This is a genomic window from Pseudomonas sp. 1912-s (genome assembly GCF_029269205.1).
Lineage (GTDB): Bacteria > Pseudomonadota > Gammaproteobacteria > Pseudomonadales > Pseudomonadaceae > Aquipseudomonas.
In genome coordinates this window covers 1-16,672 of record NZ_JARIXR010000049.1, presented here as the reverse complement: position 1 = coordinate 16,672, position 16,672 = coordinate 1, and the positions used below count along the sequence as shown (strand labels likewise).

13 protein-coding genes are annotated in these 16,672 nt (G+C 60.6%); 12 read left to right on the top strand and 1 reads right to left on the bottom strand.

Annotated elements, in window-relative coordinates; all coding sequences use genetic code 11:
- Position 1 precedes the first annotated feature (1 nt).
- On the bottom strand, positions 2-1,429 hold the full coding sequence (arcD, locus tag P3C29_RS30965) for an arginine-ornithine antiporter (RefSeq protein ID WP_275966284.1): 1,428 nt from the start codon (positions 1,427-1,429) through the stop codon (positions 2-4).
- Between the two features lie 413 nt (positions 1,430-1,842).
- Here arcD (P3C29_RS30965) and arcD (P3C29_RS30960) point away from each other — a divergent pair, with 413 nt between their 5' ends.
- The 12 genes from arcD (P3C29_RS30960) (at position 1,843) to P3C29_RS30905 (ending at position 16,301) form a co-directional block, all read left to right on the top strand.
- Entirely contained in the window at positions 1,843-3,270 is a 1,428-nt protein-coding gene (gene arcD / locus P3C29_RS30960) for an arginine-ornithine antiporter (protein WP_010169899.1), read from the top strand.
- A gap of 24 nt (positions 3,271-3,294) precedes the next feature.
- Positions 3,295-4,551 carry an arginine deiminase gene (gene arcA, locus P3C29_RS30955; protein ID WP_275966283.1) on the top strand — a complete coding sequence of 419 codons (1,257 nt, stop codon included), beginning with the start codon at positions 3,295-3,297 and terminating at the stop codon, positions 4,549-4,551.
- A 69-nt stretch (positions 4,552-4,620) separates the two neighbouring features.
- On the top strand, positions 4,621-5,631 hold the full coding sequence (locus tag P3C29_RS30950) for an ornithine carbamoyltransferase (RefSeq protein WP_010169901.1): 1,011 nt from the start codon (positions 4,621-4,623) through the stop codon (positions 5,629-5,631).
- Between the two features lie 196 nt (positions 5,632-5,827).
- Positions 5,828-6,757, top strand: coding sequence for a carbamate kinase (gene arcC / locus P3C29_RS30945; RefSeq protein WP_010169902.1), 930 nt, complete (start codon positions 5,828-5,830; stop codon positions 6,755-6,757).
- Positions 6,758-6,775: 18 nt separating this feature from the next.
- Positions 6,776-7,138, top strand: a complete 363-nt coding sequence (locus tag P3C29_RS30940; RefSeq protein ID WP_010169903.1) for a DUF5064 family protein — start codon at positions 6,776-6,778, stop codon at positions 7,136-7,138.
- A 185-nt stretch (positions 7,139-7,323) separates the two neighbouring features.
- Positions 7,324-8,832 (top strand): sigma-54-dependent transcriptional regulator, encoded by a 1,509-nt coding sequence (locus P3C29_RS30935; protein ID WP_275966282.1) that lies wholly within the window; start codon positions 7,324-7,326, stop codon positions 8,830-8,832.
- Between the two features lie 312 nt (positions 8,833-9,144).
- Positions 9,145-9,528, top strand: a complete 384-nt coding sequence (gene gcvH, locus P3C29_RS30930; RefSeq protein WP_201125178.1) for a glycine cleavage system protein GcvH — start codon at positions 9,145-9,147, stop codon at positions 9,526-9,528.
- Between the two features lie 10 nt (positions 9,529-9,538).
- The gene (gene gcvP, locus P3C29_RS30925) at positions 9,539-12,385 is read left to right on the top strand and encodes an aminomethyl-transferring glycine dehydrogenase (RefSeq protein ID WP_275966281.1); all 2,847 of its coding nucleotides are present in this window, start codon (positions 9,539-9,541) and stop codon (positions 12,383-12,385) included.
- Positions 12,386-12,575: 190 nt separating this feature from the next.
- Entirely contained in the window at positions 12,576-13,952 is a 1,377-nt protein-coding gene (locus P3C29_RS30920; RefSeq protein WP_201125180.1) for an L-serine ammonia-lyase, read from the top strand.
- A gap of 39 nt (positions 13,953-13,991) precedes the next feature.
- Positions 13,992-15,116, top strand: a complete 1,125-nt coding sequence (gene gcvT, locus P3C29_RS30915) for a glycine cleavage system aminomethyltransferase GcvT (protein WP_275966280.1) — start codon at positions 13,992-13,994, stop codon at positions 15,114-15,116.
- A gap of 389 nt (positions 15,117-15,505) precedes the next feature.
- Complete coding sequence (locus tag P3C29_RS30910; RefSeq protein WP_003316897.1) at positions 15,506-15,718, top strand: cold-shock protein; 213 nt, start codon at positions 15,506-15,508, stop codon at positions 15,716-15,718.
- Positions 15,719-15,812: 94 nt separating this feature from the next.
- On the top strand, positions 15,813-16,301 hold the full coding sequence (locus P3C29_RS30905) for an RDD family protein (protein ID WP_010169911.1): 489 nt from the start codon (positions 15,813-15,815) through the stop codon (positions 16,299-16,301).
- The last annotated feature ends 371 nt before the right edge of the window (positions 16,302-16,672 follow it).

Below are 16,672 nucleotides of genomic sequence, written 5' to 3'. Positions count from 1 at the left end.
CTCACAACGACAACACCCCGCTGTACAACCCATACGCCGCCAGGCTCGCCCCGGCGATCACGCAGGCGAAAATGCCTTTTTCCAGGTGGGTAAACAAGGGCTGGCCCTGCTCACGCTTGGCCAGGGCAAACAGGATCACCCCCGGCGCATACAGCAGCGCCGACAACAGCAGGTATTTCAAACCACCGGCGTAAAGCAGCCACACCGCGTAAGCCAGGGCAATCAGGCTCACCAGCAAGTCCTTCATGCGTTCGCCGTGGGCGCCTTCATAGGTTTCGCCGCGCCCGCTCAACAACACGGCATACGCCGCCGACCACAGGTAGGGCACGAGGATCATCGACGACGCCAGGTAGATCAGGGTGGTGTAGGTGCTTTCCGAAAACAGCGTGATCACCAGGAACAGCTGGATCATCACGTTGGTCAGCCACAGCGCATTGACGGGCACCTGGTTGACGTTTTCCTTCTTCAGGAACGCGGGCATGGTCTTGTCATGGGCGGTGGCATAGAGAATTTCAGCGCAGAGCAACGCCCACGACAGCAGCGCCCCCAGCAGCGAAACCGCCAGCCCGATGCTGATCAACAACGCGCCCCAGGGCCCGACGATATGTTCCAGTACCCCGGCCAGGGACGGGTTTTGCAGGTTGGCCAATTCCGGCTGGCTCATGATCCCCAGCGACAGCAGGTTGACCAACACCAGCAGCGCCAGCACGCCCAGGAAACCGATCACCGTGGCCCGGCCCACGTCCGAGCGTTTCTCGGCTCGCGCCGAGTAGACGCTGGCGCCCTCGATGCCGATAAACACAAACACCGTGACCAGCATCATGTTGCGCACCTGGTCCACCACGCCACCGAAGTTCGGGTTGCTCAGGCCCCAGATGTCGCGGGTAAAGATATCGGCCTTGAACGCCACGGCGGCGATCACGATAAACATCACCAACGGCACGATCTTGGCCACGGTGGTGATCTGGTTGATGAACGCCGCCTCCTTGATCCCGCGCATCACCAGAAAATGCACGGCCCACAGCAGCAGCGACGCGCAGGCGATCGCCACCGGGGTATTGCCCTGGCCGAACACCGGAAAAAAGTAGCCGAGGGTACTAAATAGCAACACGAAGTAACCGACATTGCCCATCCAGGCGCTGATCCAATAACCCCAGGCCGACGAGAAACCCATGTAGTCGCCAAACCCGGCCTTGGCGTAGGCGTATACGCCGGAATCCAGCTCGGGCTTGCGGTTGGCCAGGGTCTGAAACACGAACGCCAGAGTCAGCATGCCCACGGCGGTAATTGCCCAGCCAATCAACACCGCGCCCACCTCGGCCCGCGCCGCCATGTTCTGCGGCAACGAGAAAATCCCGCCGCCGATCATCGAGCCCACCACCAAGGCGATCAAGGCATTGAGGCGCAGCTTTTCCGAGGGTTGGGACATGGACACTCCTGAACGAAACAACAATCGAGCCAACAACTGTGCACTCAACTAATTTATTAAGCCGATGTAGCGTTTATTAGATATAGCTAATAAAGCCGCAAGCTTCATAACTTAAAGGCATGACAATAAACAGCGTTAAGGCAAATTTATAATTTAAATAACGCTGTTCTGTAAAAGTTTGCATATCTGGAAATACGGGCTAGCTTCAAAGGTCCATGCTAATGAGAAATCCTGTTGTTTGAAACGCAGAAACGCTCTACGACGAGCCTCTGCGGGGCACTTCAGCGCCCGTAGCTTTCATCATAAGTCATTAATTCACAATGGAATGTGCCAATGAAGTGATCTGAGTCAGCTGTTTGATTAGCGCACGGATTTATTCTGTGGTCTCTCTTCTCCTGCATTGGAGTCATGCGATGTCTGAATCTCCCGGAAAACTTCGATTAGGCGCACTGGTTGCACTTGTCGTGGGTTCAATGATTGGTGGCGGGATCTTCTCACTGCCGCAAAACATGGCGGCCAGCGCCGATGTGGGCGCGGTACTGATTGGTTGGGTGATTACCGCCGTGGGCATGTTGACCCTCGCCTTCGTCTTCCAGACCCTGGCCAATCGCAAGCCTGACCTCGACGGCGGGGTGTATGCCTACGCCAAGGCCGGGTTTGGCGACTACATGGGTTTCTCGTCGGCCTGGGGTTACTGGATCAGTGCCTGGCTGGGCAACGTCGGCTACTTCGTGCTGCTGTTCAGCACCCTCGGTTACTTCTTTCCCATCTTCGGTGAAGGCAACACCCCGGCGGCGGTGATCGGCGCGTCGGTGCTGTTGTGGGCCGTGCACTTCCTGGTGCTGCGCGGGATCAAGGAAGCGGCGTTCATCAACCTGGTGACCACTGTTGCCAAGGTGGTGCCGCTGGTGCTGTTCGTGTTGATCGCGCTCTTCGCGTTCAAGCTGGACATCTTCACCGCAGACATCTGGGGCGTGAAAAACCCGGACCTGGGCAGCGTAATGAACCAGGTGCGCAACATGATGTTGGTCACCGTCTGGGTGTTCATCGGCATCGAAGGCGCGAGCATCTTCTCGTCCCGCGCCGAAAAACGCTCCGACGTCGGCAAGGCCACCGTGATTGGCTTTATCACTGTGCTGCTGTTCCTGATGCTGGTGAACGTGCTGTCCCTGGGGATCATGACCCAGCCGGAACTGGCCAAGCTGCAAAACCCGTCGATGGCAGCGGTGCTGGAGCATGTGGTGGGGCATTGGGGCGCAGTGCTGATCAGCGTCGGCTTGATCATTTCCTTGCTGGGGGCGTTGCTGTCGTGGGTGCTGCTGTGTGCGGAGATCATGTTCGCCGCGGCCAAGGACCACACCATGCCGGAGTTCCTGCGTAAGGAAAACGCCAACCACGTGCCGGTCAACGCCCTGTGGCTGACCAACGCCATGGTGCAGATTTTCCTGGTGATCACCCTGTTCTCGGCCAGCACTTACCTGTCGCTGATCTACCTCGCCACCTCGATGATCCTGGTGCCTTACCTGTGGTCGGCGGCCTATGCGCTGTTGCTGGCGGTGCGCGGTGAGACCTACGAAAACGCCCTGGCCGACCGCAAGAAAGACCTGTTTATCGGTGCGATCGCGCTGATCTACGCGGTCTGGCTGCTCTATGCCGGCGGCACCAAGTACCTGCTGCTGTCCGCCCTGCTCTACGCCCCCGGCGCAATCCTGTTCGCCAAGGCCAAGCACGAGCTGGGCAAACCGATTTTCACCAATGTCGAGAAACTGATTTTCGCCGCAGTAGTCATCGGCGCCCTGGTGGCGGCCTATGGGCTCTACGACGGTTTCCTGACCCTGTAATTATTGTTCACTGGAGGATCTGTAATGACCACGGAAAAAGTGAAGTACGGCGTACATTCCGAAGCCGGCAAACTGCGCAAAGTCATGGTGTGCTCCCCAGGTTTGGCCCACCAGCGGCTGACCCCCAACAACTGCGATGAATTGCTGTTCGATGACGTGCTGTGGGTGGTCCAGGCCAAGCGCGACCATTTCGACTTCGTGACCAAGATGCGCGAGCGCGACATCGATGTGCTGGAAATGCACAACCTGCTGACCGACATCGTTGCCATCCCCGAAGCCCTGGACTGGATCCTGGAGCGCAAGATCACCGCCAACCAGGTCGGCCTGGGGCTGGTCAATGAAGTCGGCTCGTGGCTGCGCAGCCTGGAGCCGCGCAAGGTCGCCGAGTTCCTGATCGGTGGCGTGTCGGCCGATGACCTGCCGAGCAGCTTCGGCGGCAAGACCATCGAGATGTTCCGCGACTTCCTCGGGCATTCGAGCTTCATCCTGCCGCCACTGCCGAACACCCAGTTCACCCGCGACACCACCTGCTGGATCTACGGCGGTGTGACGCTGAACCCGATGTACTGGCCGGCGCGACGCCAGGAAACCCTGCTGGCGAGCGCCATCTACAAATTCCACCCCGAGTTCACCAACGCTGACTTCCAGGTGTGGTACGGCGACCCCGACCAGGAACACGGCAACGCCACGCTGGAAGGCGGCGACGTGATGCCGATCGGGAACGGCGTGGTGTTGATCGGCATGGGCGAGCGTTCCTCGCGCCAGGCCATCGGCCAACTCGCGCTGAACCTGTTCAAGCACAAAGCCGTGGAGCGCGTGATCGTTGCCGGCCTGCCGAAATCCCGCGCGGCGATGCACCTCGACACGGTGTTCAGCTTCTGCGACCGCGACCTGGTCACCATCTTCCCGGAAGTGGTGAACCAGATCGTCGCCTTCACCCTGCGCCCGGACGAGACCAAGCCCGGCGGCATCGATATCCAACGCGAAAAAACCAACTTCCTCGACACCGTCGCCGCCGCCCTGAACCTCAAGGCCCTGCGCGTGGTGGAAACCGGCGGCAACAGCTTCGCCGCCGAACGCGAACAGTGGGATGACGGCAACAACGTGGTGGCCGTGGAGCCTGGCGTGGTGATCGGCTACGACCGCAACACCTACACCAATACCCTGCTGCGCAAGGCCGGCGTGGAAGTCATCACCATCAGCGCCGGGGAACTCGGCCGGGGCCGTGGCGGCGGCCACTGCATGACCTGCCCGATCATTCGCGACCCAATCGACTATTAATTTTTTGGCCTTGGCCGCTGTTTATCCAGCAGTGGCCAAGGGGATAACCGAAACCTAAGGAGATCCACCATGGCTTTTAATATGCGCAACCGCAGCCTGCTGTCGCTGATGCACCACACCACCCGCGAGCTGCACTACCTGCTGGACCTGTCCCGCGACCTCAAGCGCGCCAAATACACCGGCACCGAGCGTCCGCACCTGAAGGGCAAAAACATCGCGCTGATCTTCGAAAAAACCTCAACCCGCACCCGTTGCGCCTTCGAAGTCGCGGCCCACGACCAGGGTGCGCACGTCACCTACATCGACCCGGTATCGTCGCAGATCGGCCACAAGGAAAGCATGAAAGACACGGCCCGCGTCCTCGGCCGGATGTTCGATGCCATCGAGTACCGTGGCTTTGAACAGGAAATCGTCGAAGAGCTGGCCAAGTTCGCCGGCGTGCCGGTGTTCAACGGCCTGACCGCCGAATTCCACCCCACCCAAATGATCGCCGACACCCTGACCATGCGCGAGCACAGCGACAAGCCGCTGCATGACATCAGCTACGCCTACCTGGGCGATGCCCGCTACAACATGGGCAACTCGCTGCTGATGATCGGCGCCAAGCTGGGCATGGACGTGCGCATCGGCGCGCCGAAAGCCCTGTGGCCGCATGCTGATTTCATCAAACAGTGCCAAGAGTTCGCTGAAGAAAGCGGCGCACGGATCACCATCACCGAAGACCCGAAAGAAGCGGTCAAAGGCGTGGACTTCATCCACACCGATATCTGGGTCTCCATGGGCGAGCCGGTGGAAGCGTGGGACGAGCGCATCGAGCAACTGCTGCCGTACCAGGTCAACGCCAAGATGATGAAGGCCTCGGGCAACCCACGGGTGAAATTCATGCACTGCCTGCCGGCGTTCCATAACAGCGAGACCAAGGTCGGCAAGGACATCGCCGCGCGTTATCCGAACCTGGCCAACGGCGTGGAAGTGACCGAAGAAGTGTTTGAGTCCCCGGCCAACATTGCCTTTGAGCAAGCCGAGAACCGCATGCACACCATCAAGGCGATTCTGGTGTCGGCGTTGGCGGATATCTAAACCAACACCGCTCCCACTGTCGGAACACAGTCAATGTGGAAGTGCTTTTGTGGGAGCTGGCTTGCCTGCGATGCAGACGCCTCGGTATTTCAGATGCACCGAGGTGATGCCATCGCGGGCAAGCCCGGCTCCCACACAAGCCCGTTCCCACAGTTTGTCCTGTGTTCACAAGGCCGAATTTTAGAAGGATTGCATTATGCGTATCGTCGTTGCACTGGGCGGCAACGCCCTTCTGCGCCGTGGTGAACCCATGACCGCAGACAATCAACGGGCCAATATCCGCATCGCCACCGAACAGATCGCCAAGATCCACAGCGGCAACGAGCTGGTGATTGCCCACGGCAATGGCCCGCAAGTGGGCCTGCTGTCGCTGCAGGCTGCCGCCTACACCCAGGTTTCGCCGTATCCGCTGGATGTGCTGGGCGCCGAAACCGAAGGCATGATCGGCTACATCATCGAGCAGGAACTGGGCAACCTGCTGGACTTCGAAGTGCCGTTCGCCACGCTGTTGACCCAGGTCGAAGTGGACGCCAAGGACCCGGCCTTCCAGAACCCGACCAAGCCCATCGGCCCGGTCTACTCCAAGGCCGAGGCAGAAAAACTTGCCGCTGAAAAAGGCTGGGCGATTGCCCCCGATGGCGACAAGTATCGCCGCGTAGTGGCCAGCCCACGGCCGAAGCGGATCTTTGAAATCCGCCCGATCCAGTGGCTGCTGGAAAAAGGCAGCATCGTGATCTGCGCCGGCGGCGGCGGGATTCCGACGATGTATGGCGAAGACGGCAAGCTCAAGGGCATTGAAGCCGTGATCGACAAAGACCTGTGTTCCTCCCTGCTGGCCGGGCAGCTGGACGCCGATTTGCTGGTGATTGCCACCGACGTCAATGCCGCGTTTATCGACTTCGGCAAACCGACGCAGAAAGCCATCGGCCAGGCGCACCCGGACGAAATGGAAAAGCTCGGCTTCGCCGCCGGCTCCATGGGGCCCAAGGTCCAGGCGGCGTGCGAGTTCGCCCGCCAGACTGGCAAAACCGCAGTGATCGGTTCACTCTCGGACATCGAAGCGATCGTCCAGGGCAGCGCCGGCACCCGCATCAGTACCGCAAAACCTGGCATCACCTACCTGTGAAGTAGAGGAAAAACGCCTATGGCTACCTTTGAACCTGGTCACTTGCACATCGAACGCCACGCGCTGAACAAGGATGACTACAGCTACAACCTGTGCATCGACTACGAAGTCAGCCAGGACCCAAAGGAAGGCAAGGGAATGCTCTTCAAGATGCACGGCTCGGTGCAGGGCAAGGACCTCAAGGAAGAGTTTTTCCTGCCCAAGGACCAGTCGTTCGACTTCGCCCGGCAGGCGATGAACATCGCGCAGAAGTACGGCATGCCGAAGATTGCCGTGCTCAATGGCCAGATGCACAAGCAGTACGACTTGATGTTTGAGGATGTACGCCATCAGCTGGATGTGAAGCCGGGCGACCCGATCAAACCTGAACACCTGGAATAACCCGATTTCATTAACACCGGCGATCCCCTGTGGGAGCTGGCTTGCCTGCGATAGCGGACTGACAGTTAATATTTTCAATGACTGATCCACCGCTATCGCAGGCAAGCCAGCTCCCACATTTTTGATCTCCACCACCTGTCAGGCATACTTGCCACCTCTCGCCCGCCAGAACCGCTAACCGCCCCATGCGTATCCACGTCAGCTTCATCGACCGCGTCGGCATCACCCAGGAAGTCCTGGCCTTGCTCGGTGGGCGCAATCTCAACCTGGATGCGGTGGAAATGGTGCCGCCCAACGTCTACATCGACGCCCCGACCCTGAGCGCCGAAGTGCTGGAAGAACTGCGCGATGCACTGTTCAGCGTGCGCGGCGTGCAAGCGGTGACCGTGGTCGACATCCTTCCCGGCCAGCGCCAGCACCTGCAACTCGACGCCCTGCTGGCCGCGATGACCGACCCGGTATTGGCCCTGGACAGCGCCGGCAAGATCCTGCTGGCCAACCCGGCCCTGGTCGCGCTGTACGGTCGCGAGCCCGCCGGGGAAAGCATCAACGAATTGTTCGACGACCCATCACTGCTGGCCACCTTGCTGGAACACGGCTTTCGCCTGGCCCTGCGGGAAATCAGCGTCAACGGCCAGACCCTGCTGCTGGACGCCACGCCGATCACCGACGCCGGTGCCCTGCTGACCCTGTACCAACCCAACCGCATCGGCGAACAACTGTCGGCGCTGCACCACGACCACGCCGAAGGGTTCGACGCGCTGCTGGGCGAGTCCCCGGCGATCCGCACCCTCAAGGCGCGGGCGCAACGGGTGGCGGCGCTGGATGCACCGTTGTTGATCCAGGGCGAGACCGGCACCGGCAAGGAACTGGTGGCCCGCGCCTGCCACGCCATCAGCGCTCGCCACAGTGCGCCTTTCCTGGCCCTGAACTGCGCGGCCCTGCCGGAAAACCTGGCCGAGAGCGAGCTGTTCGGCTACGCCCCCGGCGCCTTCACCGGCGCCCAGCGTGGCGGCAAGCCGGGGCTGATGGAACTGGCGAACCAGGGCACGGTGTTCCTCGACGAGATCGGCGAGATGTCGCCGTACTTGCAGGCCAAGCTGCTGCGGTTTCTCAACGACGGCAGCTTCCGTCGCGTGGGCGGCGACCGTGAGGTGAAGGTCAATGTGCGGATCCTCAGCGCCACCCACCGCGACCTGGAAAAGATGGTCAGCGAAGGCACCTTCCGCGAAGACCTGTTCTACCGCCTCAACGTGCTCAACGTCGAAGTGCCGCCCCTGCGCGAGCGCGGCCAGGACATCCTGTTGCTGGCCCGTTACTTCATGCAGCAGGCTTGTGCGCAGATCCAGCGCCCGGTCTGCCGCCTGGCGCCGGGCACCTACCCGGCCCTGCTCGGCAACCGCTGGCCGGGCAACGTGCGCCAGTTGCAGAACGTGATTTTCCGCGCTGCCGCCATTTGCGAAAGCAGCCTGGTGGACATTGGCGACCTGGACATCGCCGGCACCTCCGTTGCGCGCCAGAGCGATGGGGAAGTCGATAGCCTGGAGCAGGCGGTGGAAGACTTCGAGCGCACCTTGCTGGACAAGCTGTACGTCAGCTACCCGTCCACACGCCAACTGGCCAGCCGCCTGCAAACCTCCCACACCGCCATCGCCCATCGACTGCGCAAGTACGGCATCCCCAACAAGCCCTGAAGCCAGCTCCCACATTGGGTTCACTCCACCTTCATATCAAAAGCGACCCCCACCTGTACTGAAAGCGCTACAGTGGAACGATATCAATACACACCCCTTCAAGCGTCGCTATGCAAGGCTTTGATCCTCATAGGCTTTTTTTCGTGCGTCGAGCTGTAGCGATATCGCTACAGCCACGGTTCGAACCTCGCCAACCAAAATCAATAAACCTTTGTTTTATAACGATAAAAAAACATTGGCCGCGTTTTTGCTAAGCAACTCCCCATTATTCCAATCCCGTCCACCAGACGAATCTGGCCCTGAGGAGTTTCCATGAGCGAGTTGCGCTTTACTGAAGATCACGAATGGCTGCGCGCCGAAGCCGACGGCAGCGTGACCGTGGGCATTACCGCTTTTGCGCAGAACGCGCTGGGTGATGTGGTTTTCGTGCAACTGCCGGAGCTGCAGTCCTACGACAAAGGGGCAGAAGCCTCCACCGTTGAATCGGTCAAGGCCGCCAGCGGCGTGTACATGCCGCTGGATGGCGAAGTCCTCGAAGTGAACGACAAGCTGGACGGCAGCCCCGAGCTGGTCAACGAAGACCCGATGGGCGAAGGCTGGTTCTTCCGCTTTAAGCCGGCCGATGCCGGTGCAGTAGCTAAGCTGTTGGATCAGGATGCGTACGACCGCCTGATCAAAGCCAACGCCGAAGCCTGAGGAGCGCGCCATGACTAATCTGACCACCGCCAACGAATTCATCGCCCGCCACATCGGCCCGCGCCAGGACGACGAGCAACACATGCTCGCCACCCTGGGCTTTGATTCCCTGGAAGCCCTGAGCGCCAGCGTGATCCCGGAAAGCATCAAGGGCACCGCCGTACTGGGCCTGAGCGACGGCCTGAGCGAGGCCGATGCACTGGCTTCGATCAAGGCAATTGCCGCCAAGAACGAGCTGTTCAAGACCTACATCGGCCAGGGCTACTACAACTGCCACACGCCGTCGCCGATCCTGCGCAACCTCCTGGAAAACCCGGCCTGGTACACCGCCTACACGCCTTACCAGCCTGAAATTTCCCAAGGCCGCCTGGAGTCGCTGCTGAACTTCCAGACGCTGATCAGCGACCTCACCGGCCTGCCGATCGCCAACGCATCCCTGCTGGACGAAGCCACCGCCGCTGCCGAAGCCATGACCTTCTGCAAACGCCTGAGCAAGAACAAAGGCAGCAACGCGTTCTTCGCCTCGGTCCACAGCCACCCGCAAACCCTCGACGTGCTGCGCACCCGTGCCGAGCCATTGGGCATCGACGTGGTGGTGGGCGACGAGCGTGAACTGACCGACGTCAGCGCCTTCTTCGGCGCCCTGCTGCAATACCCGGCCAGCAACGGTGACGTGTTCGACTACGTTGAGCTGACCGAACGCTTCCACGCCGCCAACGCCCTGGTGGCCGTGGCCGCCGACCTGCTGGCCCTGACCCTGCTGACCCCGCCGGGTGAGTTCGGCGCCGACGTGGCCATCGGCAGCGCGCAACGCTTCGGCGTACCGCTGGGCTTTGGTGGCCCGCACGCGGCGTACTTCTCTACCAAGGATGCGTTCAAGCGCGACATGCCGGGCCGTCTGGTCGGCGTGTCCGTCGACCGTTTCGGCAAGCCGGCCCTGCGCCTGGCCATGCAGACCCGCGAGCAACATATCCGCCGCGAGAAAGCCACCAGCAACATCTGCACCGCCCAGGTCCTGCTGGCCAACATCGCCAGCATGTACGCCGTGTACCACGGCCCTAAAGGCCTGACCCAGATCGCCAACCGCATTCACCACCTGACCGCGATCTTCGCCAAAGGCTTGAGCGCGTTGGGCCTGAAGGTTGAGCAAGAAAACTTCTTCGACACCCTGACCATCAAGACCGGCGCGCACACCGCCGCCCTGCACGACCAGGCTCGCGCCCAGCGCATCAACCTGCGTGTGGTCGACGGCGAACGCCTTGGCCTGTCGGTGGACGAAACCACCTCCCAAGCCGACATCGAAACCCTGTGGAGCGTGTTCGCAGGCGGTAAAGCCCTGCCGGACTTCGCCGCACTCGCCGCCAGCGTTGAAAGCACCCTGCCCGCCGCACTGCTGCGCCAGTCGCCGATCCTCAGCCACCCGGTGTTCAACCGTTACCACTCCGAAACCGAGCTGATGCGCTACCTGCGCAAGCTGGCCGACAAGGACCTGGCCCTGGATCGCACCATGATCCCGCTGGGCTCGTGCACCATGAAGCTCAACGCCGCCAGCGAAATGATCCCGGTGACCTGGGCCGAGTTCGGTGCCCTGCACCCGTTCGCCCCAGCCTCGCAAAGCGCTGGCTACCAGCAACTGACCACCGAACTGGAAGCCATGCTCTGCGCGGCCACCGGTTACGACGCGATCTCCCTGCAACCGAACGCCGGTTCCCAGGGCGAGTACGCGGGCCTCTTGGCCATTCGTGCCTATCACCAGAGCCGTGGCGAAGAGCGCCGCGATATCTGCCTGATCCCGTCGTCGGCCCACGGCACCAACCCGGCCACCGCCAACATGGCTGGCATGCGCGTGGTGGTGACTGCATGCGATGCCCGCGGTAACGTCGACATCGAAGACCTGCGCGCCAAGGCTATCGAACACCGCGAGCACCTCGCTGCGCTGATGATCACCTACCCGTCGACTCACGGCGTGTTCGAAGAAGGCATCCGCGAAATCTGCGGGATCATTCACGACAACGGCGGCCAGGTGTACATCGACGGCGCCAACATGAACGCGATGGTCGGCCTGTGCGCCCCGGGCAAGTTCGGCGGCGACGTGTCCCACCTGAACCTGCACAAGACCTTCTGCATTCCCCACGGCGGTGGCGGCCCGGGCGTTGGCCCGATTGGCGTGAAATCCCACCTGACGCCGTTCCTGCCGGGTCATGCCGCGATGGAACGCAAGGAAGGCGCGGTCTGCGCCGCACCGTTCGGCAGCGCGAGCATTCTGCCGATCACCTGGATGTACATCAGCATGATGGGCGGCGCGGGCCTCAAGCGCGCGTCGCAGTTGGCGATCCTGAATGCCAACTACATTTCCCGTCGCCTCGAAGAGCACTACCCCGTGCTCTACACCGGCAGCAACGGCCTGGTGGCCCACGAATGCATCCTCGACCTGCGCCCGTTGAAAGACAGCAGCGGGATCAGCGTGGATGACGTGGCCAAGCGCCTGATCGACTTCGGTTTCCACGCGCCGACCATGTCGTTCCCGGTGGCCGGCACCTTGATGATCGAGCCGACCGAAAGCGAATCCCGGGAAGAACTGGACCGTTTCTGCGACGCCATGATCGCCATCCGCGAAGAAATCCGCGCGGTGGAAAACGGCTCGCTGGACAAGGACGACAACCCGCTGAAGAACGCACCCCACACTGCGGCGGAACTGGTGGGCGAATGGAGCCACCCATACAGCCGTGAACAAGCGGTGTACCCGGTGGCGTCGTTGATCGAAGCCAAGTACTGGCCACCGGTTGGCCGGGTCGACAACGTGTTTGGCGATCGCAATTTGGTGTGCGCTTGCCCGTCGATCGAAAGCTACGCATAACCTGAGCGGTAGAACGCGGTCAATGTGGGAGCTGGCTTTTGTGGGAGCTGGCTTGCCTGCGATGCAAGCACCTCGGTCTATCCGGTAGACCCGGGTGATGCTATCGCAGGCAAGCCAGCTCCCACACAAGCCCGGCTCCCACATTGGGACCGCGTACACCCGATAAATAATAAGAAACCGGAGAACAACCATGTCTTTAAGCGTGTTCGACCTGTTCAAGATTGGCATCGGCCCCTCCAGCTCCCACACCGTCGGCCCGATGCGCGCTGCCGCTCGATTCGTCGAAGGTCTCAAGCGCGACAACCTGCTGAGCGCCACCACCTGCGTCAAGGTGGAACTCTATGGCTCCCTCGGCGCCACCGGCAAAGGCCACGGCAGCGACAAGGCTGTATTGCTGGGCCTGGAAGGCGAACACCCGGACACCGTGAACACTGAAACCGTCGCCGCACGCCTGTTGGAAATTCGCGGCAACGCACGCTTGAACCTGCTCGGTGAACACAGCATTGCGTTCAACGAGAAAGAACACCTGGCGATGATTCGCAAACCCCTGCCCTATCATCCCAACGGCATGATCTTCCGCGCTTTCGACGCCGCCGGTTTGCAGGTTCGCAGCCGCGAGTACTACTCGGTGGGCGGCGGATTTGTGGTGGATGAAGACGCCGCCGGCCACGACCGGATCGTCGAAGACGCCACGCCCCTGACCTTCCCGTTCAAAAGTGCCAAGGACTTGCTCGGCCATTGCGCCACCTATGGGCTGTCCATCAGCCAGGTGATGCTGACCAATGAAAGCGCCTGGCGCCCGGAAGCGGAAACCCGCGCAGGCTTGCTGAAGATCTGGCAGGTGATGCAGGACTGCGTGGACGCGGGCTGTCGCAATGAAGGGATTTTGCCCGGCGGCCTGAAGGTCAAGCGCCGGGCCGCCGCGCTGCATCGCCAGCTGTGCAAGAACCCGGAATCGGCGCTGCGCGACCCGTTGTCGGTGCTGGACTGGGTCAACCTGTACGCCCTGGCGGTCAACGAAGAAAACGCCAATGGCGGGCGCGTAGTCACTGCCCCCACCAACGGTGCGGCCGGGATTGTGCCGGCGGTGTTGCACTACTACATGCGCTTTATCCCGGGCGCCAGCGAAGACGGCGTGGTGCGTTTCCTGCTCACCGCCGCAGCCATCGGCATCCTGTACAAGGAAAATGCCTCGATCTCCGGCGCCGAAGTCGGCTGCCAGGGAGAAGTCGGCGTGGCCTGTTCCATGGCCGCCGGCGCCCTGTGTGAAGTGTTGGGCGGTACGGTTTCCCAGGTCGAAAACGCCGCCGAGATCGGTATGGAACACAACCTCGGCCTGACCTGCGACCCGATTGGCGGCCTGGTGCAGGTGCCCTGCATCGAGCGCAACGCCATGGGTTCGGTCAAGGCCATCAATGCGGTGCGCATGGCCCTGCGCGGCGACGGGCAACATTTCGTGTCCCTCGACAAGGTCATCCGCACCATGCGCCAGACCGGCGCCGACATGAAAAGCAAATACAAGGAAACCGCCCGTGGCGGTTTGGCGGTCAACATTATCGAGTGCTGACGCCCACCAGCGCGTCCGCACGTTTTTCAGGAGCTGAATATGTCCACCGAAACCCTGTTGAAAACCCCGTTGCACGCCCTGCACATCGAGTTGGGCGCGCGCATGGTGCCGTTCGCCGGCTACGACATGCCGGTGCAATACCCACTGGGCGTGATGAAGGAACACCTGCACACCCGTGAACAGGCCGGGTTGTTCGATGTGTCCCACATGGGCCAGATCCGCCTGACCGGCGCCGGTGCCGCCAAGGCTCTGGAAAGCCTGGTGCCTGTAGACATCATCGACCTGCCGGTGGGCATGCAGCGCTATGCGATGTTCACCAACGAGCAAGGCGGTATCCTGGATGACCTGATGGTCGCCAACCTGGGTAACGACGAACTGTTCCTGGTGGTCAATGCCGCCTGCAAGGACCAGGACCTGGCCCACCTGCGCCAGCACATCGGTGACCAGTGCACCATCGAACCGCTCTTCGAAGAACGCGCCCTGCTGGCCCTGCAAGGCCCGGCCGCCGTCAGCGTACTGGCGCGCCTGGCACCGGAGGTCAAGCACATGACCTTCATGCAATTCGCCCCGACCCGCCTGCTGGGCGTGGACTGCTACGTCAGCCGCTCGGGCTACACCGGCGAAGACGGTTTCGAAATCTCGGTACCGGCCGCCAATGCCGAAGCCCTGGCCCGCAGCCTGCTGGCCGAAACCGAAGTACAGGCCATCGGCTTGGGCGCGCGCGACTCCCTGCGCCTGGAAGCCGGCCTGTGCCTCTACGGCCACGACATGAATAGCGAGACCACACCGATTGAAGCCAGCCTGTTGTGGGCGATTTCCAAGGCCCGCCGTGCAGACGGCGCGCGTGCCGGTGGTTTCCCGGGCGCCGACGCGATCTTCACCCAGCAACAAACCGGTGTGAGCCGCAAACGCGTGGGCCTGCTGCCGCAGGAGCGCACGCCGGTACGTGAAGGCGCAGAAATCGTCGACGAGCACGGCACCGTGATCGGCAGCGTCTGCAGCGGCGGTTTTGGCCCGAGCCTGGGCGGCCCGCTCGCCATGGGTTACCTGGACAGCGCATTCATCGCACTGGATACCGAAGTGTCTGCATTGGTACGTGGGAAAAAGGTGCCACTTCGTGTAAGTAAAATGCCATTCGTGCCACAGCGTTACTACCGTGGTTGATTGACTGTTCCTATAAGTAACGCGGTTGCGTTAAAACGCACTAATTTGTAACGCAACCGCCACATAAAAGTGCATTGACGATAGTCAATGTTATGTTCAGTCACCTATAACAAGTGACCAACTCTATCGAATAAACGGGATCCACATTGTTGACCGAAGTGTCACAAAGCCGAGTAAACGCTGGGCTTTTCCCGGGGCTTGTTTTTTCTGTCTTAGTTGGCGTAGAGTTTGCCCACTGTGTTTGCATGGGTCGCTTGGAACCTGGACCTGGGCAGTAGCCAAAGTTTGCTACAACCCGTTCGACGTCTCTTACTTTCCTGCAACCCAGCCCAGTACTCTTTCATGTGAAAGGGGCTGTCATTAATTTTTTGCGTCAAGGAAATAAGAAAATGGCTGAACGTCAGAGCGGTACCGTCAAGTGGTTTAACGACGAGAAAGGGTTTGGTTTTATCACTCCAGAAAGCGGTCCGGATCTGTTCGTCCACTTCCGCGCTATTCAGGGCAACGGCTTCAAAAGCCTGAAGGAAGGCCAGAAAGTGACCTTCATCGCGGTGCAAGGCCAGAAAGGCATGCAAGCCGACGAGGTACAAGCAGAGGGTTGATCTCTTCTGCGACAAAAAGCCCCTGATATGACATCAGGGGCTTTTTTATGAGCGTTATTCCGTAAAATGGCTTTTTTCTGCCGAGAGCCATGCCATGTCGAAACACCTGCTGAGCCCCCAAGGCGAGTTTCCTCCCGTAGGCCTGGGCCGTCGTCTGGCAGCGATGTTCTATGATTTCCTGTTGTGCACTGCCCTGCTGATCGTCACGGCCTTTATCTACAAGCTGGTGTGGATGGGGTTTGTCGGTGAGGCCAAGCTGCGGGCGCTTTCTGAATCCGGCGCGCTGGATGGTGACCCGCTGTTGTCGACGATTTTGTTTTTTGTGCTGTTTGGTTTTTTTGCCAAGTTCTGGACGTATTCGGGGCAGACCCTGGGCATGCAGGTGTGGGGCGTGCGGGTGCAGAACGCTGACGGGTCGCGGATCAGCCTGTGGCAGGCGTTGTTGCGGTTTGTGGTGTCGATCGCTTCGTGGTTGTGCGTTGGGCTGGGGTTTATCTGGGCGTTGTTTGATAAGCAGAAGCGTGGCTGGCATGACATTTATTCGGATACGCGGTTGGTGCGGATTCCGAAGAAAAAGAAGTAGGGTTGGATTGGGGGCATATCCGTTATTTTCTTAACGGCGACTATTGGTTCCGCTCTTACAGCGGCTCACTTTTGAAAAGCGCAAAAGTAAGCAAAACGCTCTTGCCCCACCACTCGGCACCTCGCTAATGCTCGGTGTGCCCTTGTAAGATTGTTTTCACCTGCTTCAGACCGTAGTGCCCTCTGATTTCGAGATCGTGAGTGAGCATGGGTCGGAGCAGGTTCCTTCCTAAACTAGTCCGAACGGTTGCCTGGGCGCAAAGCCCGATTCTGCAAGGTTGGACGTGAGGAAAACGCTATGGACCATGACTCTGCGTTCGTCGGAATTGATGTTTCCAAAAACAAGCTCGACTCATTCGTCAGCACTACTGG

Coding starts and splice junctions, on each gene's coding strand:
- gcvH (WP_201125178.1), top strand. CDS start 9,145: ATGAGCGAGTTGCGCTTTACTGAAGATCACGAATGGCTGCGCGCCGAA.
- P3C29_RS30950 (WP_010169901.1), top strand. CDS start 4,621: ATGGCTTTTAATATGCGCAACCGCAGCCTGCTGTCGCTGATGCACCAC.
- gcvP (WP_275966281.1), top strand. CDS start 9,539: ATGACTAATCTGACCACCGCCAACGAATTCATCGCCCGCCACATCGGC.
- gcvT (WP_275966280.1), top strand. CDS start 13,992: ATGTCCACCGAAACCCTGTTGAAAACCCCGTTGCACGCCCTGCACATC.
- P3C29_RS30910 (WP_003316897.1), top strand. CDS start 15,506: ATGGCTGAACGTCAGAGCGGTACCGTCAAGTGGTTTAACGACGAGAAA.
- P3C29_RS30905 (WP_010169911.1), top strand. CDS start 15,813: ATGTCGAAACACCTGCTGAGCCCCCAAGGCGAGTTTCCTCCCGTAGGC.
- arcD (WP_275966284.1), bottom strand. CDS start 1,429: ATGTCCCAACCCTCGGAAAAGCTGCGCCTCAATGCCTTGATCGCCTTG.
- arcC (WP_010169902.1), top strand. CDS start 5,828: ATGCGTATCGTCGTTGCACTGGGCGGCAACGCCCTTCTGCGCCGTGGT.
- P3C29_RS30935 (WP_275966282.1), top strand. CDS start 7,324: ATGCGTATCCACGTCAGCTTCATCGACCGCGTCGGCATCACCCAGGAA.
- arcD (WP_010169899.1), top strand. CDS start 1,843: ATGTCTGAATCTCCCGGAAAACTTCGATTAGGCGCACTGGTTGCACTT.
- P3C29_RS30940 (WP_010169903.1), top strand. CDS start 6,776: ATGGCTACCTTTGAACCTGGTCACTTGCACATCGAACGCCACGCGCTG.
- arcA (WP_275966283.1), top strand. CDS start 3,295: ATGACCACGGAAAAAGTGAAGTACGGCGTACATTCCGAAGCCGGCAAA.
- P3C29_RS30920 (WP_201125180.1), top strand. CDS start 12,576: ATGTCTTTAAGCGTGTTCGACCTGTTCAAGATTGGCATCGGCCCCTCC.